Below are 25,362 nucleotides of genomic sequence, written 5' to 3' on the forward strand. Positions count from 1 at the left end.
CATATATTTCATAAAAACAATTATTTAAAATAATGTAATCTTTTTACTATTTATAGTTTAACATCATTACTAGAAATTTTCTGTCTAATTTTGTCTTATACCAAGAAAAAACATTATACTCTAAGTATAGTAAGCTTCTTTTTTTCTTATGTAATTTTATTAAAAATCATATATTTAAATTTTATAATAAAATTTAAATATTATATATTATTAATGGTTAGAATAAAATAATCTGAAAAGGATTAAATAATTTTGACAATTTTAAAAAATATATGTATAATATATCCTGTGTACGAACTATAAATTTATATTTATAAAAATTATTCGGATATGGTGAGGTAAAAATGGATAACGTATTTGATTATGAAGACATACAATTAATACCAGCAAAATGTATAGTAAATAGTCGTTCTGAATGTGATACATCTATCACTCTTGGTGGAAGAACTTTTAAATTACCTGTAGTTCCTGCAAATATGCAAACTATTATAGATGAAAAAATAGCAGCTTATCTAGCTGAAAATGGATATTTTTATATAATGCACCGTTTTAAGCCAGAAAGTAGAATGCAATTTATTGAAGATATGAGAGAAAAAAATTTATTTGCTTCTATAAGTGTTGGAGTTAAAAATGAAGAATATACATTCATTGAAGACTTAGCAGCTAAAAATCTTTGTCCAGAATACATAACAATTGATATTGCTCACGGACATTCTAATGCTGTTATAAATATGATTCAGCACATAAAAAAACATTTACCTGAAAGTTTTGTTATTGCAGGTAATGTAGGAACACCTGAAGCAGTAAGAGAATTAGAAAATGCTGGTGCAGATGCTACAAAAGTAGGAATTGGCCCTGGAAAAGTATGCATCACTAAAATTAAAACTGGATTTGGTACTGGTGGTTGGCAATTAGCAGCACTTCGTTGGTGTGCAAAAGCTGCAACTAAACCAATTATTGCTGATGGAGGTATTCGTACTCATGGCGATATAGCTAAATCAATTAGATTTGGTGCATCTATGGTTATGATAGGTTCACTTTTTGCTGGACATGAAGAATCTCCAGGTGAAACTGTTGAAAGAGACGGAAAGCTTTATAAAGAATACTTTGGTTCTGCTTCCGAATTCCAAAAAGGTGAAAGAAAAAATGTTGAAGGAAAGAAAATGTTTGTTGAATATAAAGGTTCTTTAAAAGATACTTTAGTTGAAATGCAACAAGACCTTCAATCATCAATTTCTTATGCAGGTGGTAAGAAATTAGATGCAATTAGAAATGTTGACTACGTAGTTGTTAAAAATTCAATTTTTAACGGCGATAGAATATATTAATATCACGCAAAAAAATAAATCTACTGCTAATGAATTTTAGTAGTAGATTTATTTTTTTATTATTTAGGAAATTATGATAAAGTCAAATATTTGAACAACTTTATGAGAGTTATTAAGATTCGTAGTATAAGAAGTAGAGTTTTTATAATTTACTTCCTTCAATTTGCAAAGAGATAAACATTGCATGACGGTGACTTGGAGTGCATGCGACGGAGCAAGGAATATAATGTTTATTTCTTTTTATTTATACTAACTCTTTAACCTCAATAAATGGATTTCTATATCTATTTTTCTTTAAAGTTTTATTTCCTATATTTATAGCTTCTTTCGGACATATATTAATGCAAGCCATACAATCAGTACATTTTCCTAGCCATACTGGTTTATCATTAACCATTTTAATATTATCTACTGGACAAATTGATTTACACATTTTACATCCTATACATTTATCATTAACATTAAACCCTTTATCTTTATTCTTAAATAAATTTTTCCAAGCATTATAAAAAATTCTCTTACTTGATTTATAATCAACTCTTCTTATTTCTTTATTTTTAATAGATTTTATAAAATTATCTAATATATCTTCATTTAATTTTATTGCTTTAAGTGCTCTCTCTTTTGTTGGATTTTTACCTGCCCTTGTATAATTAGAAATATATTTTACACAAAGATAATTGCTAAGTTCACACTTACCATTTAAAAGTTCATTAATGTGAGAAAAACTTACTTTAGCGCCTCCGCCTCCTGTAACCCCTATTGCAAAAATATATGGTTTATCCTTTATATTTAATTTAGATATAAAGTCTTCTACCACTATAGGTAATGAACCACAATGAATTGGGTACACAAAACCTATTACATCATCCTTTAAATTAAAATCTTCATTTTTTATAGCATTTGGAATAGAAATTAACTCACAATGCTCTATCTTCTCTTTAATTTTTTTAGCTACATATAAGGAATTCCCTGTGGCTGTAAAATAATAAATCCTCATTCTTATTCTCCTTTTAAATTTATATATTAAATATATTTTCTAATTTTATCTTCATTAAAATAATAAGCTAATAACTCAATTATAAATAGTTACTAGCTCTATTAATTTTATTTTATACTTTCATTTAATACTTCATATGTATACTCTATTATTTCAGCACAAGATACTCCACTTTTCTTTAATTCAATACATTCAAGTGTTCCATACTTTTCTTTTACCTTATTAACTACTTCTTTTGTATATTGTCTTGATTCATTTGGCGCTTTTCCTTCTTCTCTTCCCTTTATAGCTCCAATAGAAATAAGAGCTCCTGCTATGGCACCACAAGTTCCTCCAACTGCCATACCTGTCCCAAACGGAGTTGCAAGTTGAACTGGAATATTTAAGTTATGCTCTTCATTAAAAGTCTTTACTATAGATTCTGCACAATTATATCCTTCTTCTCTAAATTCTAATACTTTTTTCATTTTTCTAAACTCACCTTCTATAATAATCTTTACAAATATATTATATCATTTATGTATTACTATATAAATTATATATTACTCTTCTATTTTAGTATAAAGTTTTAAATTTTCCACTTCTTCTTTAGTTAAATTTCTCCACATTCCAGATTCTATTCCTTTAGACACTATATTTACTATTCTTATTCTCTCTAATTTAATGACGTTATATCCAAAAACCTTACACATCCTCCTTATTTGCCTATTTAAGCCTTGAGTTAAAATTATATTAAATGTATTGTTATTTATTCTTGTTACTATACAAGGTCTCGTAACTGTATCTAGTATATTAACTCCATTTGACATTTTGTATATAAATTCATCATCAAAATCCTTATCTAAGGTTACTATATACTCCTTTTCATGATAACTTTCTGAAGATATTATCCTATTAGCAAGATCTCCATCATTAGTCATTAAAATAAGCCCCTCTGAATCCTTATCTAAACGACCAACTGGAAAAACATATTCTTTGTAATTTAAAAAATCAATTATATTATTTTTTATATCTCTTGATGAAGTACAAATTATCCCCCTAGGTTTATTTAAAACTAAATATATCTTTTCTTTTTGCTTAACTTTTTCACCATCTAATAATATATCATCGCTTTCTTCAACCCACTGACCTTGCTCACAAAGCTTTCCATTAACAATTATCCTCTTATCTTCAATTAACCTACTTACTTCTTTTCTTGAACAATATCCATAGTTACTTAATAGTTTGTTTATTCTCAAAGTTATAATATCCTTTCTATTTTAAAAATTATAATAACCCTCGAAAACATATTTTTAAACTATCGAGGGTTTCATAATTAAGACAATTTATAGAAATAATAATTACACATTAAATTTAGTATGTATATCTATTTCTTCCTTGTTCCTTTGATTTATATAAATTTTTATCTGCTATTTTATTAAGCTTTATTAAATCATCATCTGAAGATAGCTTAGATGATGCTAATCCCATACTTAAAGTTATTCTATCACTTACTTTTGAATATTCATGCTTAATATTTTTATTGTAAATTTCTGCTCTTAATTTTTCTACATCTTTAATTAATTCTTCTTTAGTTTTATATGAAATCACAGAAAATTCTTCTCCTCCATATCTAAATACCATATCATCTTTAAATACAGACTTTATAATTTTAGATACTTCAATTAATGCTTTATCTCCATTTATATGACCATAATTATCATTATATAACTTAAAATAATCTATATCTATCATTATAAAACTTACTTCTTTTTTATCTTTTCGTATGGATTCAAATTTCTCATTTAAATATCTTCTATTATATAAGTTAGTTAATGGATCTATCGTATTTAATTCTTTTAGTTGTAAATTTAATATATTTATTTTTTTATTTTTTCTTATACTACTTATTAATCCACCTATACTAATTATAGTAGTTACAAACAATATTATAGCTCCTGTTTTCGTTCTTAATACCTCTTTTTCTTTTATAGTATTATTCATTTTAGCAACTATACTATCCGTGTATGCTTGATATTCTTCATTCTTATTCATCTCTAAAAATTTTATATATTCTGTAAAACTTTCATAATCCTCTTCTTCATATGATATAACTAGAATTTCCTTTATTATAGAGTCTTTTATATCCGATTTAACACCTCTATTATTTAATTTTTCTAAAATACTTTTATAGATTTTAATAGTATTATCATAATCTTTATTTTCTAAATAATTTATTTTTTCTCTCGAATACTCTAATACTAAATCTATGTTAGCATATCATTCATCACTATGATTCTCATATAAATCTTGTGCTTTATTTAAATATTCTTTAGCTATATCTAAATTATTAAAATCTGCTTCTAATTCTACACAATTTGAATATAACCATATCAAATCCTCAATAGAATTAGATTCATTAGCTATATTTAAATATTTTTCTTTATACATTTCATAATTTGTATAATCTCCTTTTTTAGCATAACAATATGCTAAATACCCATATACATCTATAATATTATTAGTATTTTCTAATCCATATTCATCAATAAATTGTTCATATATAGTAATAGTTTTTGCATAATTTCTTTTTATATAATAATTTTCCCCTAAATTTATTAGACAATCATTTATAAGTGTATCATCCCTTAATTCCATTGCTATCTCTAATGCATTTACTGTATAATCTAATGCTAAATGAAATTCATTTGTTAATTTATATAATGTAGCTAAATATAAATAATCTCTAACTTTATTACTATCTAACTCTGTATAATCTAATGCTTTTATCATTAAATTAATTGAGGCATTGATATTATGTCCACTAATTACATTTGCTTTTGCTTTTGCATAATATAAATCACTTAAAACTTCCCTTTTATTATTATTTAAAGCTATTTTTTTTGCTTCTTCAAAAAAAACTGATGCTTCTTCTGCCTTTTTTAACTTTATATAGTTACTAGATAATCCACTATATATCCTTATATCTACTTCATACTCAGTATCCTTTACATCTTTATAGTTATTATATTTTAATGCTTCATATAAATAATCTATTGATTTATAATTTTCACCTTTTACAAATTCAATAGCTCCTAAAGCATAATATGCACTTTTTATTTTAAATTTATCTTTTTTTTCATTTAATTCTTTTTCCAATTCCTGATTTATTTTAATTTCATAATCTTCTAATTCTTCTTTAGTTAATAACGACTCTTCATCTTTTTCTATAATGCCTATTAATTTTAGAGCATATGATTTTTTTAAATTTATAGATTTATTTAATACTAGAGTTGAAGCAACACCAAATAAACTTACTATAATTATTGATATTATAATTAATAATATTTTATTTCTCTTAATTGCTAACATCTACTTGTCTCCTTATAAAATCATTCTACTTATAGTAAACTTCAACTGTTTACATATATTTTGATTAAATAATTTAAACTCATAAACATAATTTATCATAATATAATATAGTATAAAATAATCTTATTTTCAAGAATATTCTACTATATAATTAATCTTCCAATATTTCAACAAACTTTGTAGATGCTATTGAAAGGGGAACACTCTTTAAATGACATATTCCTATACTTCTACTTGGTATTTCCTCTGAAATATTAATTTCATATAATAAACCTTTTTCTAAGTATTCTTTTGAAAATTCTTTTACTACACAAGCAATACCTAAATTTATTCTTGCAAATTCCAATAATAAATCAAAGGATCCAAGTTCAAATTCTGGTGAAATTTTAATACCTTTAGATAGCATAAATTTTTCTACATATTTTCTTGAATTTGAACTAGGTTCTAGAAATATTAAAGGATATCTCACTATATCTTCAATAGAAACTTTATCCCTTGTTAAATCATTATATTTTTCTCCACAAACAAAAATATCTCTAACTTCTCCACAAGGTATTACTTCTAATGATCCATCATTAATTGGAAGATTACATATTGCAATATCAATTTCTCCTGATTTAATTAAAGAACAAAGTTCAATTGTAGTTCCATTTATTATTTTAAATTTAAGATTAGGATATTTATTATGAAACTTCTCTAAATAAGGAAGCAAAAAGTACTTAGATATAGTATCCCCTACTCCGATTTTTAATTCTCCCATAGTTAAATCTTTAAATTCTAATATTTTTTCTTCTCCTGCATTTATTAAATTAATTGCAGAGTTTATATATTCAAATAAAAGTTTTCCTTCATTAGTTAGGACTACCCCTTTAGTTGTTCTATTAAAAAGTCTAATATCTAACTCTCTTTCTAATTGCATTATAGATTGACTTACCGCTGGCTGAGTCATATAAAGCTCCTTTGATGCTTTTGAAAAACTTTTACTTTTTGCCACCTGACAAAAAACTCTATATAAATCTAATTTAGTTATCATATAAGCACTCCTTATATCACATATTCATTCTATTTATTTTACTTATATCATTAATTGGTGTATATTACAATAGTATGAAATATTTGAAACAAAATTTTAATTGTTAGGAGAGGTTATTGTGGAAAGAGTTGTAGGTACAATTGTTAGAGGTCTTCGTTGCCCAATCATCAAAGAAGGAGATAGCATTGAAGATATAGTTGTAGAAAGCGTACTTAAAGCTTCAGAAGCTGAAGGATTTACTATAAATGATAAGGATATAGTTACTGTAACTGAATCAATAGTTGCACGTGCTCAAGGAAATTATGCTTCTATAGATAATATTGCTACAGATATTAAAGCTAAATTTGGTGATGATACTATTGGTGTAATATTCCCTATTTTAAGCCGTAACCGTTTTGCAATTTGTCTTCGTGGTATAGCAAAAGGTGCTAAAAAAATAGTATTAATGCTTAGTTATCCATCTGATGAAGTTGGAAATCACTTAGTTGATTTAGATATGTTAGATGAAAAAGGTGTTAATCCTTGGACAGATGTTTTAACAGAAAAAGAATTCCGTAATTTATTTGGTTATAATAAACATACTTTTACAGGTGTTGACTACATAGATTATTATAAATCTTTAGTTGAAGAATATGGTATTGAATGTGAAGTAATATTCTCAAACAATCCTAAGACTATCTTAAATTATACAAAGAGCGTTCTTACTTGTGATATTCATACAAGATTTAGAACTAAGAAAATTTTAAAAGCAAATGGCGGAGAAAAAGTTTATAGCCTTGATAATATATTATGTGAATCTATTGATGGAAGTGGTTGCAATGAAGAATATGGACTACTTGGTTCAAATAAATCAACAGAAGAAACTATTAAGTTATTCCCTCGTAACTGTCAACCAGTAGTTGATAATATACAAGCTATTCTTAAAGAAAAGACAGGTAAAGATGTTGAAGTTATGATTTATGGAGATGGAGCATTTAAAGATCCTGTGGGTAAGATTTGGGAACTTGCTGATCCAGTTGTTTCACCAGCATATACTTCAGGATTAAACGGTACTCCAAATGAAATAAAATTAAAATATCTTGCTGATAATAACTTTGCTGATTTAAAAGGTGAAGAACTTAAAAACGCAATATCTGAATATATTAAAAATAAGGAAGCAGATTTAGTTGGTTCTATGGAATCTCAAGGTACTACTCCAAGAAGACTTACTGACCTTATAGGTTCATTATCAGACTTAACATCAGGAAGTGGAGATAAGGGAACTCCTATTATCTTCATCCAAGGTTATTTCGATAATTATACAAAATAATAAAAAAATTTTAAAGTATCATATATAGATTCGATTTCAAAATATAAATCATCTTGCTATGATAACTTAAGAATTGAAATAAAAAAAGTCATCTACAATGATTTAAGAATATGTAGATGACTTTTTTTATTTTCTATATCTTAAATCTATTAAATTTTAATAAAGATAATAATCCTATCATTAATATAACTAAAACTCCATAAGCCATTGCAAGACCTAAATCATATTCAAATACTCCATTAACCATTGCTATGGAAATAGGCTTATTTTTTACTGAGTATAAGTACGTTGATAAATTATATTCGCCTATAGATTTAATAAATCCAAGTCCAACTCCGTAAATTATTCCTGGTAGTATAAGCGGTATTGTTATTCTTCTAAAAGTTATAATATATGATGCTCCTAATGATCTAGATGCTTCTTCATAATTTTCATTCAAGCTATAAAGTGATATATTTGTACTTCTAAGTATTATTGGTAATATTGTAATAGCATAAGCTATTGGCAATATAATATAACTTCCAACCAGCACCTTATTAAATGAAAATAAATTTCTCTTATTAAAGAAATTTATCATATTAATTGCCATTGCACTTGTTGGTATAACCCATGGAAGCATTACTAAAATTTCAATTAAAGTTCTTATTTTTCCTTTCCCTCTAACTATTAAAAATGAGCACGGTACAGCAATTACTGTACTAAAAATAATTGCTAATACAGACATATTAAAACTATTTTTAAATGGTTCCATGGCACGAGATTTTGTAAATATTTTTATGTAATTATCTAAAGAAAATTCTCTTGGGAATATTTCTATCATCCAAGTACCTGGTTTTACAAAAGATAAAATTATAATTGTTATTATAGGTAATAAAATAAAGATAGTTATTGATAATAGTATTACTACATATATAAAGCTTAAAATTTTACTTTCTATTTTTTTAGGAGTTATTTTTATCCCCTTAACAGATGTATGAAAACTACTTTTTCTTTCATAATATCTTAAAATTAAAAGAAACATTATTGATATTAAAGATAATAATACAACTTGTACAGAAGCAATCTCTATATGATTATTTGACTTTGCAAATAACATCTGGGTTGTTAAGACTTTAAAGCTATCTCCTATCATAATTGGTGCTGAAAAAGAGGCTACTCCTGACATAAAAGTTAATATTGCTGAAGAAAAAAGAGCTGGTTTTATAAATGGTATTATAACACTTGTGAAAACCTTAAGCTTTGACGCCCCAAGATTTTTAGCAGCCTCAATTATTGATTTATCTATTTGTTTTATTGCAATAGATACATTGGTATAAAAATATACATACTGTGTATATGCATGTACAAAAAGTATTCCATAAAAACCTGTAAGTACAAAAGGTGGTTTTTCTAGCTTAAATAAAATTTCTATTGATTTAGTTATTAGTCCACTTTCTCCATAAAGTTGAATAAAAGCTATTACAATAATTACTCCCGGAAAAAGAATTGGTAATAAAAGTACCTTATTTATTATTTTTTTTAAAGGAAAATCAAAATAATTCACAGCTAGTGCAAGAGTTGTTCCTATTAATCCACATACTAACACAGTTGCAAACCCTAAAAGTATTGTATTAATTACTGCTCTTTTATTAACATCAATAAAAAAGAACTCCTTATAGTACTTAAATAACTCTAAATTATTACTATCTAGGCTTGTTATTATAGTCTTAATTGCTGGTAATAATACATATCCCATTAAAATAAATATCAAAGAACTTATTCCTATAATTTTAAATATATTTTTTTTATTTATATTAACCATAAACTACTCCTAATTTTCAAGAACTATAATTGCCCTTATTGGAATTTCAAGAAAAACCTTCTCTTTTACTTCTGCATTAAACTCATCATATATATTATTAATTCTATTGGCTTTAATTTTTTCTCCCATTACATTAACAATATATTGAGTACTAACTCCGTTATATAATATCTTTTCAATATCTCCTTCAAAAACATTAATATCTGAATTTATTTTCTCTTTTGAAATTCTAATATCCTCTGATTTTATTGATATATATTTTCCCAAACTATTTCTATTTACTTCTAATTTAAAATTATTATTTATTATAGCCTTATTATTATAAACTCCTACCTTAAATAAATTTGTATCTCCTATAAAGCTTGCTATAAAACTATTACAGGGGTTCATATATATTTCTTTAGGACTACCAATTTGAACACATCTTCCATTATTAAATACAGCAATTTTATCTGACATTGTTAATGCTTCTGTTTGATCATGAGTTACAAAAATTGTTGTAATACCAAGCTTTTTTTGAATATCTTTTATTTCAATTCTCATCTTTTCTCTAAGCTTTGCATCTAAATTTGATAGTGGTTCATCTAGTAACAATACCTTAGGTTCTGTAGCTAAAGTTCTTGCAAGAGCTACTCTTTGTTGTTCACCACCTGATAATTCTGAAACTATTTTTTTATCATAGCCTTTTAAATTTACAAGGTCTAAATATTTATTAACTTTTTCTTCAATTTCTTTCTTTTTTAACTTTTTTATCTTTAATCCATAGGCTATATTTTCATATACATTTAGATTTGGAAATAAGGCATAGTTTTGAAAAACCATTCCTATTTCTCTATCTTCAGGTCTTAAATTAGTTATATCTTTATTTCCTAAAAATACTCTTCCTTCTTCACTTTTAACAAATCCAGCTATTATTCTAAGAAGAGTAGTTTTTCCACAACCAGAGGCTCCTAAAAAAGTAAAGAAGCTTCCTTCTTCTATAGAAAAGTCTACGTTATCTAAAATGACTTTATTGTCATACTTTTTACATATATTCTTTAATATAATTTCTCCCAAAATTCTTTCTTCTCCTTTAGTTAATAAAAAATCTATTATAATCTAAAAATAAAAAACCAAAATATTTAGTTCCAATAGTTTAAAACTTTAGGATAAAAAATACTTTGGTTTAAATTATATTATTATTCTACATCTTTAGAAGCATCCTTGATTTCACTATCCCATTTTTGTATCCAAGTTGATTGTTTTTCTGCTAATACAGTCCAATCAACATCCATAGCTTTATATTTATTTTCACTCATCCATGCTGGTGAATTTTCTAAAGCTTCAGAAAGTGTTGGCATTCTATTGAAGTTATTTGCAAGTTCTGCTTGAATTTCTGGACTACCTGCAAATTCTAAAAATGCCTCTGCAGCATTTTTATGTGGAGCATTTTTAATTACAGCAATTCCATCTGTTATTATTAAAGAACCACTTTCAGCATCTACAATTTCTAGTGGAATATTATTTTCATCCCTATTTGAAATTATTGAACTCAATGGTGCAAAAGTAATTGCTGCTTCTTTTCTTCCTATTGCTTGGAATTGTAAAGATTCACTATTAAAATATTTTTTAGTATTTTTATCAAGAGCTTTCATAAACTCAAATCCATCATCTAATTTATTTTCCTTATCAAATCCATATAAAAGACTAGCATACATTGCTTTTGCTGATGATGATAATCCATTTCTAAATACTAATAAATCCTTATATTCTTCTTTAGTTAAATCTGACCAGTCCTTTGGCGCAGTATCTTCAGTTAACATTTCTGTATTATAACATAACATTACAGGCGTTTGAATTGTTCCATACCATGTTCCATCTTTATCTTTAAACATAGGATCTAAATCATTTGCCCATGTTGGTTCAAAACTTTCAAATAAATCATCTTTTTTAAGCTCTAAAAATACAGATGATGCAGCACCATACATAATATCAGCTTGTGGATTTTCCTTTTCAGCTTTAACTCTATCTGCTAATTCTCCCTTAAGATTTATAAACTCAACCTCTACTCCAGTTTCTTCTTCAAACTTAGTTGCAACAAACTCAAGTAAATTCTCAGGATGCGTAGAATATATAACTACCTTTTCCTCTAACTTTTCAGTTTCCTTTGGAGTATTATCATCGTTTTTGTTTACTCCACATGCAGTTAATGATACTGCAAAAGTCATTGCTAATATACTAGCTAGTATTTTTTTTCTCATGTTTATTCCCCTTTAGCTTTTTTATTTATAAATAATTTATAATTATTTATCTACAGTGCTTGCCCATACTTTCCATAAGCATTTATCTTTTCATATTTCCCATCAATATATACAGCTGGATGTACTTGTTTTTCCTTAATTGCTTTTATAAAATCATCCTGTGTCTCTACCCAATCTGGAAATATTGTACAATATCTACCAACTGCTTTAGTTTCATGACAATCACTAGCTGCTAAAGTAGATAATCCTAATTCAATAGCTAAAGCAAATGCGTATAAGTTATGATGTGGTTTTGTACTTCCATTAAAAGTTTCTACTCCATGTAATCCCTTTAAATCTCTAATATTATTTCCACATCCTCTATTGTTATCTCTAAAGGGATGAGCGCATATAGCTACTCCACCTTTTAAATTTACTAAATCTATCAACTCTTGAGCATGCATTTTTTCATCTGGAACCTTATCTAAACCGAAAACTAATACATCACCTTCATAAGTTAAAATTTCAATTCCTACAAAGATTTTGAAATTATTTTTTTTACTATATTCTAATGCATAGTCCTTAGCTCTTAAGGAATCATGATCTGTAATACATATTGCATCTAATCCCATTAATTGTGCTTGTCTTACAATCTGTGAAAGCTTTAGAAAACTATCATCTGATCCTTCAACACAATGCATATGAGTATCTATATACATAAATTCTCCCCCTATGTACTATAACTTTTTTGTAAATTAATAAAAGTTATTATAGAAATCCTTCTAATTTTACCTTAATTATACTGTTTTTTATGAATTTAATCAATATGTATTAAATTCACTTAATTAAACCTAATTAACATGTTTTTTATAAAGTTATTTCAATAAAACACCATTAATATAAATTTTTATAATCAGGACCACCCGTCAAACGGGTGGTTTGCTCTACGCCTATAAGGCTTTGTTACTGGCTGTGCTACTCGCACTCCGAACGGTTTGCCAACCGCATATTTTCTCTGGCTACCCCTAAAGGGGTTTTATTACTTGCCTTTCTTTACCGGCTCACCCGTAAACGGGTCTATATATTCCTTTAAACTCATTTGTTCATAAGCTAAATCTTCTTGAATTTGATTTTTTATATATTCTTCTATTACTTTTTTATTTCTTCCTACTGTATCAACGTAGTAACCCTTGCACCAAAACTGCCTATTTCCATATTTATATTTTAAATTTGCATGTCGGTCAAATATCATTAACGAGCTTTTACCCTTTAAATACCCCATGAATTGCGAAACACTTAATTTAGGTGGTATACTGACAAGCATATGTATATGATCTTTGCACGCATTTGCTTCTATAATTTCTACTCCTTTTTGTTCACATAACTTTCTTAATATTGCTCCTACATCAGCTTTTATTTTCCCATAAATTATTTGTCTTCTATACTTTGGCGCAAAAACTATATGATATTTACAATTCCATTTACTATGTGCTAAACTACTATTATCCATATCGGATACCTCCTTGTATTATAGTTGTGGTCGGCAAACCTACTATAATTTTACAACGGAGGTTTTTTTATTTCTACTCACCGCTAGAAGCTTTCCGGAACCACAGGTAGAACCTGTGGTATTCTAAATACAATAAAAATAAACTAGTAAATAAGTTAAATATTTACTAGTTCATTTTATCTTTATACATATTTTTATCTGCAATTTTATATAGTTCATTATAAGTTCTTCCATCTTCATTGCAAATAGCTAGCCCTAATGAACAAGTTACATTTATTTTTTTATCTTCAAATTCCATTGGAAGATTCTTTTCTTAACATATCTTTCAAAATATCTTTTATTATATACACCTGTAAGTGAATCTAATTTGGCTGCTTCTTTGATTTGTTGATAATGATTTATATAATAATAAGTAAGAAAAAAAGTAGCTATTAATATTATTTATATAAGGGAATTTATATTTTTATATATTGTCTCAGTATCATTCCATCCATTTTTAGGATAGATAGCTATTTCCCATGTTTCACTAGGTAAAAAAATATTTTTTACAATAGAATCCTTTTCAAATATTTCATCATATCCCCATATAAAGTCTTCATTGCTATTTGCTTTATGAACTTTTAATGAGTATAAATAATCACCTTTCTTAGGAAAAAGCTCAAATTTTTCTAATAATCTATCAAAATCTATAGTTATTGATGTAACTCCCCAAAACTTTTCTTCTCCATTATCATTAGTAAATATAGCTCTTCTATTAAAAATTCTTTTTCTAAACTTTTCAAAAACAATAATACAATTGAAATTATTGAAATAATAAGTTTTTTCAAATTACGCCTACATTATCTCTAGTTTATTTTAATTTTAAAATTAAACCCTTTTATTAGTAAAATCCAAATTATTTTATATACAATTATCTCACTATATTTTAATTACTTTTGTCATCGATTTATATTAATTTATCCTAAACCTATTTTTATTTCTATTATATATATCTAGTACTTTTTAATTATCTCTTTAATATAATAAATATAATCACTTTTATTGAGGTAAAGAAATGAATTTTAATGGATGGGGTAATTTAGAAGATTTATTGAACTCTTATGGTTATAATAATAATAATAATAATAATAATAATAATACTTCTACTAATGAAGGATGTAATGATATACCAAATGGATTTCAAAATCTTCCTCCTGAACTTGTTGTATTGATAGCAGAGTTACTAGGAAATATAATAGCTGGAAAAATTCCTTTTAATCTTCAAAATATAATTGGAAACTGGTTTGAGTTGCTTGGACAAGTTATTTTAACCTTTAATGCTCAACAACAATATTTCCAATCAGGACCTGGTAGATACTATGATCCTAAAAACTTTAACATTACTAATCCATTTTGTAATAATTCTACCTCAAATGCATCTTCTAATACATCAAGTACCTCTTCTAAATCAAATACTGATATTGATATAAATAAATTAGAAAATTTAGAAAAGCAAGTTCAAGAATTAACTAATGAAATAAATAAAATTAAAGCTTTACTTGAAAAATAATATATTTACATAAAAAAGAGGCGTAAAGCCTCCTTTTTATATCATATAGATATTGTTAAATATTCATTAATTATAATTGTATCACTTTTTCTAATTATCTTAACTGGACACTTTTCAGCACATTTTCCACAGTTTATACATTTATTATAATCAATTTTAGCAAGGTTATTTTCAACAGTTATAGCATTACTTGCACATACTTTAGTACATAATTTACAACCTATACATCCAGCATCACATACCATTTTAACATCTTTTCCTTTATCATTAGAAATACATTGTACTCTATATTCTGCAGTATCAGGTATTAACTCAATAATATTATTAGGACATGTACTTACGCATTTTCCACAAGCAACACATTTTTCTTTATCTACTACTACTATTCCATCAACTATATGAATAGCATCAAATAAACACTCATTTACACAAGATCCATATCCTAAACATCCATATGAACAAGCTTTATCTCCTCCCCCTGGAGCAATTACAGCCTTACGACAATCTTGTATTCCATAATAATTATATTTCTTCTTAGATTTTTCACAAGTTCCACCGCATTTTACAAAAGCTACTTGTTTCTCTTTTTCTTCTAATTTAACTCCCATAACTTCACTTATTTTATTAGCTACATTAATTCCACCAACAGGACAACTATTAACTTTAGCACTTCCAGATGCTATAGCTGTGGCTAATCCATCACATCCTGGATATCCACAACCACCACAGTTATTACCTGGAAGTAATTCTCGAACCTTTAATTCTTTTTCATCTACTTCTACCTGTAATTTTTCTCCTGCAACTCCAAGAAGAATACCTATAATCAGTGCAGTTACACCTAAAACTGCTGTTGCTATAATAATCTCTCCCATATTAAGTCCCCCTTATAATCCAGCAAAGCCCATAAAAGCAATTGCCATAAGCCCTGCTGAAATTAATACTATTGGCATTCCCTTAAAGGATTCTGGTATTTCATTGTGTTCTATTCTTTCTCTTATTCCTGCAAGGATTAAGATTGCAACTAAGTATCCAACAGAAGTTCCAAAACCAGATATTATACTAAAAATAAAACTTTGTAAATTACTTGTATATTGAACTTGAACATTAGTAAGTGCAACACCAAGCACAGCACAATTTGTAGTTATTAAAGGTAAATATACTCCAAGAGCTTTATAAAGACTAGGAACATATTTTTTTAGAACCATTTCAACTAATTGAACTAGAGCTGCAATTACTACTATAAATACTATAGTCTTCATATATTCAAGGTTAAATTTTACAAGTATAAAATTATAAATAAGATTAGTCACTGCTGAAGATATAGTTATAACGAATATAACTGCACCTCCCATTCCAACAGCTGTTTCTGTTTTTTTAGAAACTCCTAGGAAAGAACAAAGACCTAGGAATTGACTAAGTAGTACATTATTTATAAATATAGTAGTTATTAAAACTAAAATTAAATTTTGTATCATAATTGTCTTCCTCCTTCATCAATTCCCTTTACTACTTCTATTTTAGTGCTACATCCTTGAACAGTACATCCACTACAGCCTGTGCTACAATGATCTAAGGATGTATTTTTTTTGTTACTAGCACTAGGTGCATTAAATTTATTTTGTAATGCTGTTAAAATTGCTATTACAAAAAATGCTCCAGGAGCAAGTACAAATATAGATACTGGTTCATAGGCACTTGGAAGAACTGTAAATCCAAATAATTGTCCACTTCCTATTAATTCTCTTGCTGCACCAATAACTAAAAGACCAGCTGTAAACCCAAGTCCCATACCAATTCCATCAAAAATAGATGGTAACACCTCATTTTTAGCTGCATAAGCTTCTGCTCTTCCAAGAATTATACAGTTAACAACTATAAGAGGAATATATATGCCAAGGGATTTATATAAACTTTCATAAAAATATGCTTCAAGTAACATTTCTACCACAGTAACAAAAGAAGCAACTATAACAATATATGCTGGCATTCTAACTTTATCAGGTATTACTTTTCTAAGCATTGATATTAACATATTTGACATTACAAGAACTATAGTTGTTGCTAGTCCCATTCCAATTCCATTAATAGCTGCAGTAGTTACAGCCATAGTAGGACACATTCCAAGCATCATTACAAAAGTAGGATTTTCTTTAATTACTCCATTGTAAATACGTTCTGTACATTTATTCATTTATTAAAAATCCTCCTTATTTAAAATATATTCTTCTGCATAAGTTAATGCTGAGTTTACAGCTTCTGTTACTGCAGAAGTTGTAATAGTTGCTCCACTTATAGCATTTATCTCATCTTCTGAAGCTGCTCCTGCCTTAGTATATTTTATTTCGTTTGAATTTTTCCCGGGAAATTGTGATTTAAACTCATCATCTTTTGCCTTCATTCCAAGTCCTACAGTTTCACTAATTGAAAGTATTTCAAAACCTTGAATTTTTCCTTCTTTATCAATTCCTAAAGAAATTTGAATATTTCCTCCATATCCATTTGGAGAAGTAGCATTTATTATATAACCTATGGATTTATTATTAGATTTTGCAATTAACGCTTCATCAACATTAGTTCCATTAAATTCCTTACTCTTTAAGAATTCTTCAGATTCATCACATTTTTCTATTAGTGTTTCATTTGTTTCAAAGCTCTCTGCTTCTCCAAACATTGATCTATATGCTTTATTCTTTTCCTCTGTCCTAGCATAGGCAATAGGTTCTAATGTCATATTATTAACTGTTGCAAGTATAAATCCAGCTATAACAGTTATTATAAGAAGTATTAATGTATCTTTTATAATTGTACTTTTTTTCTTAGACATTTACTCCTGCCTCCTTTCCAAAAGCCTTTGGAAGAGTATATTTTTCAATAAGAGGAACAAGAATATTAGATAATATAATAGCGTATGAAACCCCTTCTGCTGAACTTCCATAAACTCTGAAAATTGCCGTAATAAATCCTAATAAAATCCCAAATACTATTTTCCCCTTTGAAGTTATTGGGCAAGTAACATAATCTGTTGCCATAAAGAAAGCCCCAAGCATTAAGCCTCCACCAAAAACATTTCCTATAAGGTATTCTATGTTAAATCCTTTTCCACCTAAAAGATTCATTAATATAATAAATAAAATAAAGGACCCTATATATGTCATAGGAATTTTTAGAGATATTATTCTTTTTCTAAGAAGATAAATTGCCCCTATTAATATTGCTATAACTGATGTCTCTCCAATTGTTCCTCCAGTTGTTCCAAGAAACATACTTAATAAATTATAATCCCCTCCAGTTTTTACTACTGAAAGTATAGTTGCTGATGAAACCCCATCTAACATAGCATATCCTTTTATAGAAGCATGACCATTCATTATAATTCCCTTAATTGTACTATCTGCTGCAATTCCAAAATCAGTCATTATTCTAGAAAAAGATATAAGTAAAAAACATCTTGCAGCTAATGCAGGATTCATAAAATTTTGTCCAAGTCCTCCAAAAAGTTGTTTTACAATTATTATTGCAAAAACTCCACCTACTATTGGCACCCAAAAAGGAATAGTTGATGGCATATTATAAGCTAATAAAAGTCCTGTTACTAAAGCACTGCAATCTCTTATTGTAATTTTTTTATTCATTCTTTTTTGAAATATATATTCCGTAATAATACAAGTAGCAACACTTATTAATATTATTAATAGTGCATTTAATCCAAAGTTATATATTCCAAATAACCCTGCTGGTATTAATGCAATTGCAACATCAGCCATTATAGTTTTAGTACTTTCTTTACTTCTCACATGAGGTGATGCTGAAACATTATATAATTCACTCATTTTGATCTTACCTTTCCTCATAATATTTTTATAAATTTTATTTCTTTCTTCTACTATCTAAAACACTTTTTCTACTTTGTTTAAAAGCTTGAGTAAGTCTTCTTTTAGCTGGGCAAATATAGGTGCAACTTCCGCACTCATAACATTCCATTCCGTTAAGAGCTATAAAAGATTCATTATCAAGACCATCAACATTTTCTATTATTTTTTGAGGTATCAAACTGCTTGGGCAAACTTCTACACATCTACCACAACGAATACAAGCAGTAGGCTCATTTTCTGCTACCTCATCCTTTGTAAAGGCTAAAAGTGCAGATGATGTTTTAGTAACTGGAATATCAAGACTAAATATTGCAGTTCCCATCATAGGCCCTCCTGAAATAATCTTTTCTGGTCTTTCTTTAAAACCACCAGCTTCTTCTACTAGTTGAGAATAACTTGTACCTATTTTCACTTCAAAATTTCTAGGCTCTTTAATTGCATCTCCTGTTACAGTTATTATTTTTCTCATAAGTGGTGTTGATTCACATACAGCCATATAAATTGCAACTATAGTATCAACATTATCAACTACGCATCCTGCATCTGCTGGAAGCATAGATGAATTAATTTTTCTTCCTGTGGTTGCAAAAATTAATTTACGTTCTGATCCTTGTGGATATTTTGTCTTAAGAACTGATATAGAAATATTATTTTCTCCCTCTACAGCTTTACGAAGAATTTTTATAGCATCTGGTTTATTATCTTCAACTGCAATTATTCCTTTAGCATTTTTAAATAAACTTAAAACTACCTTAAGTCCTCCAACAATTTTTTCTGGCATTTCAAGCATAACTCTATAATCAGAAGTTAAATATGGCTCACACTCTACAGCATTTACTATTACGTAATCTATAGCATTATCATCTTTTGGAGTAAGCTTAACATGATTTGGAAATCCAGCTCCTCCAAGTCCTACAATTCCTGCTTCCTTCACATAGTTTCTTATTTCTTCTTTAGAAAGCTTTGTATAATCTCTTCTTTCTCCAATTCCATCTAGCTCTTTGTATTCGTTGTCATTCTCAATAACAATTGAAGTGACTTTGTTTCCAGAAACAGTAAGCCTTGGTTCAACAGCTTTTACTACACCAGATACTGAAGATACTATATTAGCTGAAATAAATCCTGTTGCTTCTCCAATTTTTTGTCCTGCTAGAACTTTATCCCCTATAGCTACTATTGGTTTTGCTGGAGCTCCTATATGTTGTGACATAGGATAAACTAAATATCCTTTAGGAAGAATTTCCTTTATTGGAGTGTTTTTAGAAATGTCTTTACCATCTCTCGGATGAACTCCACCCTTAAATGTACCTAATTTCATAAACTCAACCCTTTACTATTATTTTTTATTCCTTTTTTTTATTAATATGTTATTAATTAGCAAAAGTCTAGCCAACAAATTTTATATATTTTTGTATATAAGTATTATTTTTTTATAAATATTCATCTTATACCTGTAATATTCTTACTATAAATTCTTTTTAAAATAGAATTTTATTATATTGATATAATTTTTCTAATATGAGAAACTCCAATTTTAAGCTTATCATTGATTCTTTTTTAACTTTTATCATATCGATAAGGTTTAACTATTAAATATTTTTGAAAAATAAAATAAGCTAGTAAATATTAAATTTTATTACTAGCTTATAAATTTTATTTTAGTTTTGATAGTTTATATCTTCATTTATTAAATAAGGAAATACTTTTACTTTGCTTTCATTTAAATCTTCCTTATTTATATCAATAGCATTTATTCTATTATTACTATATGTTTTATAATAATAAATACCCTTTTCTTGATTCATACAAGAAGAATATAAAGTAAAGTCTTCTTTCCCTTCTGGTGTCATTGCTCCTCCCTTTACCATTGCTACATAATCTAGCATATGTAAAAATTGAGGAATAGCACTTATATTATCTACTTCCGGCATTCTAGATTTAATAAATGCTATTCTTACAAATCTTGAAACTGAAGCAAAATCACCAGGAATTCCTCTAGTTCCTGCACCTACTCCTAATGCCTTTATCTCCTGATCACACCATTTTGTTTCCTTAGGATGTTCTTCTGTTAAACCAATGTATTCATTTAAATTAGTTAACTGCCAATCAAAAGTTGGATTGTTAGTAAGCACTCCTACTGTATTATCATAAATTGAAAACTTACTTTTAGTTTTTTCTATAACTATAGATTTTCCAGACTTATCAACTACCATCCAGTGAAGAGTTGGAACAGGATACTTTTCATTTAATGGCACATTTACTAATTCTATATTATTAATAGCTTCTTTAACTTCATCTACTGTTTCATGATTAAATAAAACCCAAAGTATAAAGTCATAAGGTGCAATATTTTCTTTTCCTTCTACTTTATTTTCTTCATAATAAGCATATCCTGCAAAATTTAGCCCTGCACAAGCTAAACCTTTTTCATTCATCCCATCAGCCATTGCAGCATGATTATCTATAACACTTCCCATGCCAATAATAGCATACTTTCCTCCTACCATTTTTCCTGTTACTTTATTTTCATATTTATAGTTTCTTGGAATAACTATTACAGATTGATTAAAATTATATTCTAAATCCATATTTCTTCCAAAAAAGTTGTTACCTTCTTTTGATTTAATACTTAATGCTGTACACATATTATCACCTACTTTTTATAAATTTACTTTTCTTTTTATTATGCTATCAGAAGCTTTAATATATGCAATATACTAATTAAAGAACAAGGATAACTTCAATTTCAGTAATTTAAAAATCTTTATATAGTTTCATTAATTAATGGTTTTTCATTTGATTGTAAATCAATTAATTTTAGATGTCTTTTTTCTTTTACAAAAATTGATTTATAAATCTTTTTTTCATTCTTCTCAAATAAAATAATTCTTGTTCCTTTATTATCCGATTCAACATTTATATTATAATCTTCTAAATTAATTATTTCTTTTATATTATTTAGTTCTTCATACTTATCTATATCAATATTTTCTTCATAAGTTGTTTCTTCTATAATCTGTTTTTCACTTGATTTATCTTCTATAGCAGAGCATCCTAATAAAAATATTAGTGTCAAAGAAGTAAAAACAACAACTGCTTTCTTCACAATAATCCCTTCTTTCTTAAATTATTAATTATTTTATATATCTTTTTATCTAACTTAAACAAAACCATTTTTATCTATTATACATGTTTTATTTATTTAAAAAAACATTTTACAATAACTTAATCAACAAAATATTTCCAGCAAGTAATTCAATATGTACTAATATGTAAATTTAAATTCTTTTATTAAAATTATATTTATGATTTATTATAAAAAAGTGTTAAAGTATCATATCCAGGTTCCGCCCTACAGTTCCAAATCATCTTGCTATGATACTTTAACACTTCTAAACTGAAGGAAGGAAATTGTAAAACTGTTAGTCATAGGGTAATAGCTTTATAATTTCTAAAAAAATAAAAAAGGAGACTATAAACAGTAAAATCAATTACTTATATATAGTCTCCTAGCATATTCATTATGTAATATACTATTTTATGCAAATTTTAATACTTTAGTAAACATAAGTCTCACTACTGGTGAAACAATAATCATATTAAGAGGTAAAGCCATAATGAAATTTCTCACTACAACCATTGGATATATTCTTAATGCTTGCATGTTAAATCCAACAGCTAGTACACTTCCGTAGATTGACATAAGTAGTACCATACCAACAACCATACATGATGATATTGTTAATATGAGCTTAATAGGATTTGTATCTTCATTTGGCTTAACTATTTTAAATGCAATAGGCTTTGCTATTTTAGCAACTATAAATACATCACATATAAGTGCAACAATAAACCCTAACCAAAATTCCTTTAATAAATTAGAAAATAAATTACTATTAAATCCTTCATTTAAAATCATATTGTAAATAGTCATAAAAAGAACCATTCCAAAACACATCATTAAAGTAAATAAAAACTTTTGTCCTTTAGTTTGTCCCATAATTCTGCCATCCTTTCCGTCTAAAAATATTTTGTCAACTAAATTGACAAAATATAGTATAGCAATTTATTTAATTCATGTCAACTAAGTTGACAATTTAAATAGAATTTCTTTACTTTTATATTTTATGGTACAATTATAAAAAAAGAGATAAAAATTATTAGGATACTCTTATTTAAAAATGCAGAAAATAAAAAAATTTAGGTGATATTATGGATAACAAATTAAATATAATAGATTTAATAAGTGAGAATCATATAAAATTAAGAAAACTTGCTGAAGACAGATGGGCAAAGACTGGTGAAGAAGAAATTTCTCATACTGAAGGATTTCTTTTAGCTAAGATTAACATGGGTAAAATATCTATTTCAGAAGCTGCAAGACAAGCTAATATTTCTAGGCAAGCTATGTTTAAATGTGCCAAAAAATTAGAATCTAGAGGATATTTAGAATTCGATATTGATGAAACTAATAATAAATATGCTTATTTAACTACTAAAGGAAATAACTACTGTATAAAAAGTAAGAAATTAAAAGAAAATATAGAAAAAGAAATATGTGAAAATATAGGAAAAGAAAACTTAGAAATTCTAAAGAAAATTCTTAATAAAAATCTCATTAAGTAAGAAAGTGTTAAAGTATCATATCCAGGTTCCGTCGCATACGCTCCAAGTCACCTTGCTATGATATTTTAACACTTACAAACTAAAAGATTGAAAATGTTTATCTCTTTATAAATACTATTTTGCTTTATATATTGTATTACCTTCTTTTATTGTTTCTAATACTTTTATATTCTTAATTTCTGAAGCTTTAACCTCTAATGGATTTTTATCAAGTATTACAAAATCCGCAAGCTTACCTTCTTCTATTGATCCCTTTTCATCTTCTTCAAAATATTGATATGCAGCATTTATAGTTAAAGCTTTTAACGCTTCCATAACTGTTAATCTTTGATCTTCACCTAATATTCTACCACTTTGAGTTTCTCTATTAACTGCATTGTGTAATGCTAATATTTGATTTGGCATTTTTACTGGTGAATCTTGATGTAAGGTGAAATTCATATTTCTTTTTAATGCTGATTTTGCTGGACTTATTCTACAAGCTCTTTCTGGACCAAGTACTGATTCATAATGATAATCTCCCCAGAACCATATATGATCTAAGAAAAATGTTGGTATTATGCCAATTTCCTTCATTTCATCTAATTGATCTTCTCTAACAGTTTGAGCATGAACCATTACTGGTCTTAAATCCATATTATTATTTGTCATTTCCAATGCTTTTTTATAACATCTTATAAATTGATCTGAAGCAGCATCTCCATTACAATGAACATTTACTTGTATATTATTTTCAATTAAGGATCTAAAATATTCAGTTACTACATCATCTTCTTGAGTTGGATACCCACAATAATCTTTATTTTCGCCTTCTGGAGCTTCATAATATGGTTTAGTTAACCATGCTGTTTTACCTTGTGGAGAACCGTCAAGCCAAGTTTTTCCTCCAAGTAATTTATAATGATTATAATATTTTCTTTTTGGAGTTCCTTCATTTTTTAATAATTTTAATGTTACATGTTGAACTGCATGACCTACAATATCCATTATTAATTCATTTTTTTGTGCAGCTAAGTTTAAAAGCCCATTAAAATTTTCATCAATACTTGCATCTTGAGCAGTTGTTAATCCATATGAAGCATATATTTCTTGTGCTTTTTTTATGCAATTTAAAAGAGTTTCTACTGATGGTGTTGGTATAACCTTTCTTTTTTCCGGAGCTAAACTTGCATTTTCTTCTAATACTCCATTTGGTTCATTTGTTCCTTCTACAGTTCTAACAACTCCACCCTCTGGTACTTCATAGTCTTCACCTACATATCCAAAAGCCTCTAAAGCTTTTGAATTTGTTGTTGAAATATGTCCTGATGCATGACTTACAAATATAGGAACTTCAGTACTTACCTTATCTAAATCAAATTTAGTTGGATGCTCTTGATCTTCATATTTTGTATTATCATATCCAAAACCTATTAACCATTCTCCATCTTTAGGTGGATTATTTTTCAATGAAGCTTTTAAGGTCTCAATAAACTCTTCCTTAGAATTTACTTCACTTAAATTTACTATCATTAAAGTTTGAGCTACAGCTAATATATGACTATGAGAATCTATAAATCCAGGTAACATAGTTTTACCTTGTAAATCTATTAATTCAACCTCTCCCTCTGCTAACTTTAATAAATCATCCTTTAATCCTAATTTTATTATTTTACCTTCTTCTATAAGAACTGCATCTGCCATAAGTTCTTTATCATTTAATGTTATTATCTTTCCATTAAAATATATCTTCTTCATTATATCCCTCTTTTTTCAGTTAAATTA

The 25,362-nt window shown here is 27.1% G+C and carries 27 protein-coding genes; 4 read left to right on the plus strand and 23 right to left on the minus strand.

All coding sequences use genetic code 11. The annotated features are described in order from the left end of the window. The first annotated feature begins 344 nt into the window (after window positions 1-344). The gene (gene guaC, locus H9660_RS09445) at window positions 345-1,328 is read left to right on the plus strand and encodes a GMP reductase (protein WP_191750133.1); all 984 of its coding nucleotides are present in this window, start codon (window positions 345-347) and stop codon (window positions 1,326-1,328) included. A 244-nt stretch (window positions 1,329-1,572) separates the two neighbouring features. On the opposite strand, the gene H9660_RS09450 is transcribed toward guaC, so the two are convergent. From H9660_RS09450 to H9660_RS09475, 6 genes are all read right to left on the minus strand, one after another. Further along, complete coding sequence (locus H9660_RS09450; protein WP_191750134.1) at window positions 1,573-2,328, minus strand: EFR1 family ferrodoxin; 756 nt, start codon at window positions 2,326-2,328, stop codon at window positions 1,573-1,575. 107 nt (window positions 2,329-2,435) lie between these two features. Next, complete coding sequence (locus H9660_RS09455; RefSeq protein WP_191750135.1) at window positions 2,436-2,795, minus strand: C-GCAxxG-C-C family (seleno)protein; 360 nt, start codon at window positions 2,793-2,795, stop codon at window positions 2,436-2,438. A 75-nt stretch (window positions 2,796-2,870) separates the two neighbouring features. After that, a complete protein-coding gene (locus H9660_RS09460) occupies window positions 2,871-3,566 on the minus strand; it encodes a pseudouridine synthase (protein ID WP_191750136.1) in 696 nt (231 codons plus the stop codon). Between the two features lie 115 nt (window positions 3,567-3,681). Beyond that, complete coding sequence (locus tag H9660_RS09465) at window positions 3,682-4,362, minus strand: GGDEF domain-containing protein (protein WP_191750137.1); 681 nt, start codon at window positions 4,360-4,362, stop codon at window positions 3,682-3,684. Between the two features lie 225 nt (window positions 4,363-4,587). Next, window positions 4,588-5,679, minus strand: coding sequence for a tetratricopeptide repeat protein (locus tag H9660_RS09470; protein ID WP_191750138.1), 1,092 nt, complete (start codon window positions 5,677-5,679; stop codon window positions 4,588-4,590). A 151-nt stretch (window positions 5,680-5,830) separates the two neighbouring features. Then, entirely contained in the window at window positions 5,831-6,712 is an 882-nt protein-coding gene (locus tag H9660_RS09475; protein WP_191750139.1) for a LysR family transcriptional regulator, read from the minus strand. A gap of 118 nt (window positions 6,713-6,830) precedes the next feature. On the opposite strand from H9660_RS09475, the gene H9660_RS09480 reads away from it, so the two are divergent. Further along, entirely contained in the window at window positions 6,831-8,021 is a 1,191-nt protein-coding gene (locus H9660_RS09480) for a coenzyme F420-0:L-glutamate ligase (RefSeq protein ID WP_191750140.1), read from the plus strand. A gap of 133 nt (window positions 8,022-8,154) precedes the next feature. On the opposite strand, the gene H9660_RS09485 is transcribed toward H9660_RS09480, so the two are convergent. From H9660_RS09485 to H9660_RS16490, 7 genes are all read right to left on the minus strand, one after another. Beyond that, entirely contained in the window at window positions 8,155-9,822 is a 1,668-nt protein-coding gene (locus H9660_RS09485) for an ABC transporter permease (RefSeq protein ID WP_191750141.1), read from the minus strand. A gap of 9 nt (window positions 9,823-9,831) precedes the next feature. Then, the gene (locus tag H9660_RS09490; protein WP_191750142.1) at window positions 9,832-10,878 is read right to left on the minus strand and encodes an ABC transporter ATP-binding protein; all 1,047 of its coding nucleotides are present in this window, start codon (window positions 10,876-10,878) and stop codon (window positions 9,832-9,834) included. A gap of 122 nt (window positions 10,879-11,000) precedes the next feature. Next, on the minus strand, window positions 11,001-12,062 hold the full coding sequence (locus H9660_RS09495; protein ID WP_191750143.1) for an extracellular solute-binding protein: 1,062 nt from the start codon (window positions 12,060-12,062) through the stop codon (window positions 11,001-11,003). 50 nt (window positions 12,063-12,112) lie between these two features. Further along, window positions 12,113-12,760 carry a PHP-associated domain-containing protein gene (locus tag H9660_RS09500; RefSeq protein ID WP_191750144.1) on the minus strand — a complete coding sequence of 216 codons (648 nt, stop codon included), beginning with the start codon at window positions 12,758-12,760 and terminating at the stop codon, window positions 12,113-12,115. A 320-nt stretch (window positions 12,761-13,080) separates the two neighbouring features. Then, the gene (gene tnpA, locus H9660_RS09505; RefSeq protein WP_191750145.1) at window positions 13,081-13,551 is read right to left on the minus strand and encodes an IS200/IS605 family transposase; all 471 of its coding nucleotides are present in this window, start codon (window positions 13,549-13,551) and stop codon (window positions 13,081-13,083) included. Window positions 13,552-13,717: 166 nt separating this feature from the next. Beyond that, window positions 13,718-13,849: a diguanylate cyclase domain-containing protein gene (locus tag H9660_RS09510; RefSeq protein WP_191750146.1), complete on the minus strand. Its 132-nt coding sequence runs from the start codon at window positions 13,847-13,849 to the stop codon at window positions 13,718-13,720. A 394-nt stretch (window positions 13,850-14,243) separates the two neighbouring features. Continuing rightward, the gene (locus H9660_RS16490) at window positions 14,244-14,378 is read right to left on the minus strand and encodes a hypothetical protein (RefSeq protein WP_279289586.1); all 135 of its coding nucleotides are present in this window, start codon (window positions 14,376-14,378) and stop codon (window positions 14,244-14,246) included. A gap of 227 nt (window positions 14,379-14,605) precedes the next feature. Here H9660_RS16490 and H9660_RS09515 point away from each other — a divergent pair, with 227 nt between their 5' ends. Continuing rightward, window positions 14,606-15,100, plus strand: a complete 495-nt coding sequence (locus H9660_RS09515) for a hypothetical protein (RefSeq protein ID WP_191750147.1) — start codon at window positions 14,606-14,608, stop codon at window positions 15,098-15,100. 41 nt (window positions 15,101-15,141) lie between these two features. Here the strand turns inward: H9660_RS09515 and H9660_RS09520 are convergent, their stop codons facing one another. The 9 genes from H9660_RS09520 to H9660_RS09560 form a co-directional block, all read right to left on the minus strand. Next, window positions 15,142-15,972 (minus strand): RnfABCDGE type electron transport complex subunit B, encoded by an 831-nt coding sequence (locus tag H9660_RS09520; protein ID WP_191750148.1) that lies wholly within the window; start codon window positions 15,970-15,972, stop codon window positions 15,142-15,144. A 12-nt stretch (window positions 15,973-15,984) separates the two neighbouring features. Next, complete coding sequence (locus tag H9660_RS09525) at window positions 15,985-16,575, minus strand: electron transport complex protein RnfA (RefSeq protein ID WP_207729456.1); 591 nt, start codon at window positions 16,573-16,575, stop codon at window positions 15,985-15,987. Next, window positions 16,572-17,291 carry an electron transport complex subunit RsxE gene (rsxE, locus tag H9660_RS09530; protein ID WP_191750149.1) on the minus strand — a complete coding sequence of 240 codons (720 nt, stop codon included), beginning with the start codon at window positions 17,289-17,291 and terminating at the stop codon, window positions 16,572-16,574. Before rsxE ends, H9660_RS09525 begins: the two co-directional genes overlap by 4 nt. 3 nt (window positions 17,292-17,294) lie before the next feature. After that, window positions 17,295-17,924 (minus strand): RnfABCDGE type electron transport complex subunit G, encoded by a 630-nt coding sequence (locus tag H9660_RS09535; protein ID WP_191750150.1) that lies wholly within the window; start codon window positions 17,922-17,924, stop codon window positions 17,295-17,297. Beyond that, window positions 17,917-18,930 carry an RnfABCDGE type electron transport complex subunit D gene (locus tag H9660_RS09540; RefSeq protein WP_191750151.1) on the minus strand — a complete coding sequence of 338 codons (1,014 nt, stop codon included), beginning with the start codon at window positions 18,928-18,930 and terminating at the stop codon, window positions 17,917-17,919. Before H9660_RS09540 ends, H9660_RS09535 begins: the two co-directional genes overlap by 8 nt. Window positions 18,931-18,967: 37 nt before the next feature. Beyond that, window positions 18,968-20,290, minus strand: a complete 1,323-nt coding sequence (rsxC, locus tag H9660_RS09545) for an electron transport complex subunit RsxC (RefSeq protein ID WP_191750152.1) — start codon at window positions 20,288-20,290, stop codon at window positions 18,968-18,970. A 340-nt stretch (window positions 20,291-20,630) separates the two neighbouring features. Next, window positions 20,631-21,617: a choloylglycine hydrolase gene (bsh, locus tag H9660_RS09550; RefSeq protein ID WP_191750153.1), complete on the minus strand. Its 987-nt coding sequence runs from the start codon at window positions 21,615-21,617 to the stop codon at window positions 20,631-20,633. 119 nt (window positions 21,618-21,736) lie between these two features. Next, the gene (locus H9660_RS09555; protein WP_191750154.1) at window positions 21,737-22,078 is read right to left on the minus strand and encodes a hypothetical protein; all 342 of its coding nucleotides are present in this window, start codon (window positions 22,076-22,078) and stop codon (window positions 21,737-21,739) included. Between the two features lie 432 nt (window positions 22,079-22,510). Then, window positions 22,511-22,972, minus strand: a complete 462-nt coding sequence (locus tag H9660_RS09560; protein WP_191750155.1) for a DUF2798 domain-containing protein — start codon at window positions 22,970-22,972, stop codon at window positions 22,511-22,513. 212 nt (window positions 22,973-23,184) lie between these two features. Between H9660_RS09560 and H9660_RS09565 the strand changes: the two genes are divergently transcribed. After that, complete coding sequence (locus tag H9660_RS09565; protein WP_191750156.1) at window positions 23,185-23,598, plus strand: MarR family winged helix-turn-helix transcriptional regulator; 414 nt, start codon at window positions 23,185-23,187, stop codon at window positions 23,596-23,598. Between the two features lie 114 nt (window positions 23,599-23,712). Here the strand turns inward: H9660_RS09565 and H9660_RS09570 are convergent, their stop codons facing one another. After that, a complete protein-coding gene (locus tag H9660_RS09570; protein WP_191750157.1) occupies window positions 23,713-25,335 on the minus strand; it encodes an amidohydrolase in 1,623 nt (540 codons plus the stop codon). Between the last annotated feature and the right edge of the window lie 27 nt (window positions 25,336-25,362).

The sequence above is a fragment of the Clostridium gallinarum genome (assembly GCF_014836325.1).
GTDB lineage: Bacteria > Bacillota > Clostridia > Clostridiales > Clostridiaceae > Clostridium > Clostridium gallinarum.

Coding starts and splice junctions, on each gene's coding strand:
- H9660_RS09500 (WP_191750144.1), bottom strand. CDS start 12,760: ATGTATATAGATACTCATATGCATTGTGTTGAAGGATCAGATGATAGT.
- H9660_RS09495 (WP_191750143.1), bottom strand. CDS start 12,062: ATGAGAAAAAAAATACTAGCTAGTATATTAGCAATGACTTTTGCAGTA.
- rsxE (WP_191750149.1), bottom strand. CDS start 17,291: ATGAATAAATGTACAGAACGTATTTACAATGGAGTAATTAAAGAAAAT.
- H9660_RS09515 (WP_191750147.1), top strand. CDS start 14,606: ATGAATTTTAATGGATGGGGTAATTTAGAAGATTTATTGAACTCTTAT.
- H9660_RS09510 (WP_191750146.1), bottom strand. CDS start 13,849: ATGGAATTTGAAGATAAAAAAATAAATGTAACTTGTTCATTAGGGCTA.
- H9660_RS09475 (WP_191750139.1), bottom strand. CDS start 6,712: ATGATAACTAAATTAGATTTATATAGAGTTTTTTGTCAGGTGGCAAAA.
- H9660_RS09540 (WP_191750151.1), bottom strand. CDS start 18,930: ATGAGTGAATTATATAATGTTTCAGCATCACCTCATGTGAGAAGTAAA.
- bsh (WP_191750153.1), bottom strand. CDS start 21,617: ATGTGTACAGCATTAAGTATTAAATCAAAAGAAGGTAACAACTTTTTT.
- guaC (WP_191750133.1), top strand. CDS start 345: ATGGATAACGTATTTGATTATGAAGACATACAATTAATACCAGCAAAA.
- tnpA (WP_191750145.1), bottom strand. CDS start 13,551: ATGGATAATAGTAGTTTAGCACATAGTAAATGGAATTGTAAATATCAT.
- H9660_RS09520 (WP_191750148.1), bottom strand. CDS start 15,972: ATGGGAGAGATTATTATAGCAACAGCAGTTTTAGGTGTAACTGCACTG.
- H9660_RS09450 (WP_191750134.1), bottom strand. CDS start 2,328: ATGAGGATTTATTATTTTACAGCCACAGGGAATTCCTTATATGTAGCT.
- H9660_RS09565 (WP_191750156.1), top strand. CDS start 23,185: ATGGATAACAAATTAAATATAATAGATTTAATAAGTGAGAATCATATA.
- rsxC (WP_191750152.1), bottom strand. CDS start 20,290: ATGAAATTAGGTACATTTAAGGGTGGAGTTCATCCGAGAGATGGTAAA.
- H9660_RS09570 (WP_191750157.1), bottom strand. CDS start 25,335: ATGAAGAAGATATATTTTAATGGAAAGATAATAACATTAAATGATAAA.
- H9660_RS09560 (WP_191750155.1), bottom strand. CDS start 22,972: ATGGGACAAACTAAAGGACAAAAGTTTTTATTTACTTTAATGATGTGT.
- H9660_RS09525 (WP_207729456.1), bottom strand. CDS start 16,575: ATGATACAAAATTTAATTTTAGTTTTAATAACTACTATATTTATAAAT.
- H9660_RS09535 (WP_191750150.1), bottom strand. CDS start 17,924: ATGTCTAAGAAAAAAAGTACAATTATAAAAGATACATTAATACTTCTT.
- H9660_RS09455 (WP_191750135.1), bottom strand. CDS start 2,795: ATGAAAAAAGTATTAGAATTTAGAGAAGAAGGATATAATTGTGCAGAA.
- H9660_RS09470 (WP_191750138.1), bottom strand. CDS start 5,679: ATGTTAGCAATTAAGAGAAATAAAATATTATTAATTATAATATCAATA.
- H9660_RS09465 (WP_191750137.1), bottom strand. CDS start 4,362: ATGAATAAGAATGAAGAATATCAAGCATACACGGATAGTATAGTTGCT.
- H9660_RS09485 (WP_191750141.1), bottom strand. CDS start 9,822: ATGGTTAATATAAATAAAAAAAATATATTTAAAATTATAGGAATAAGT.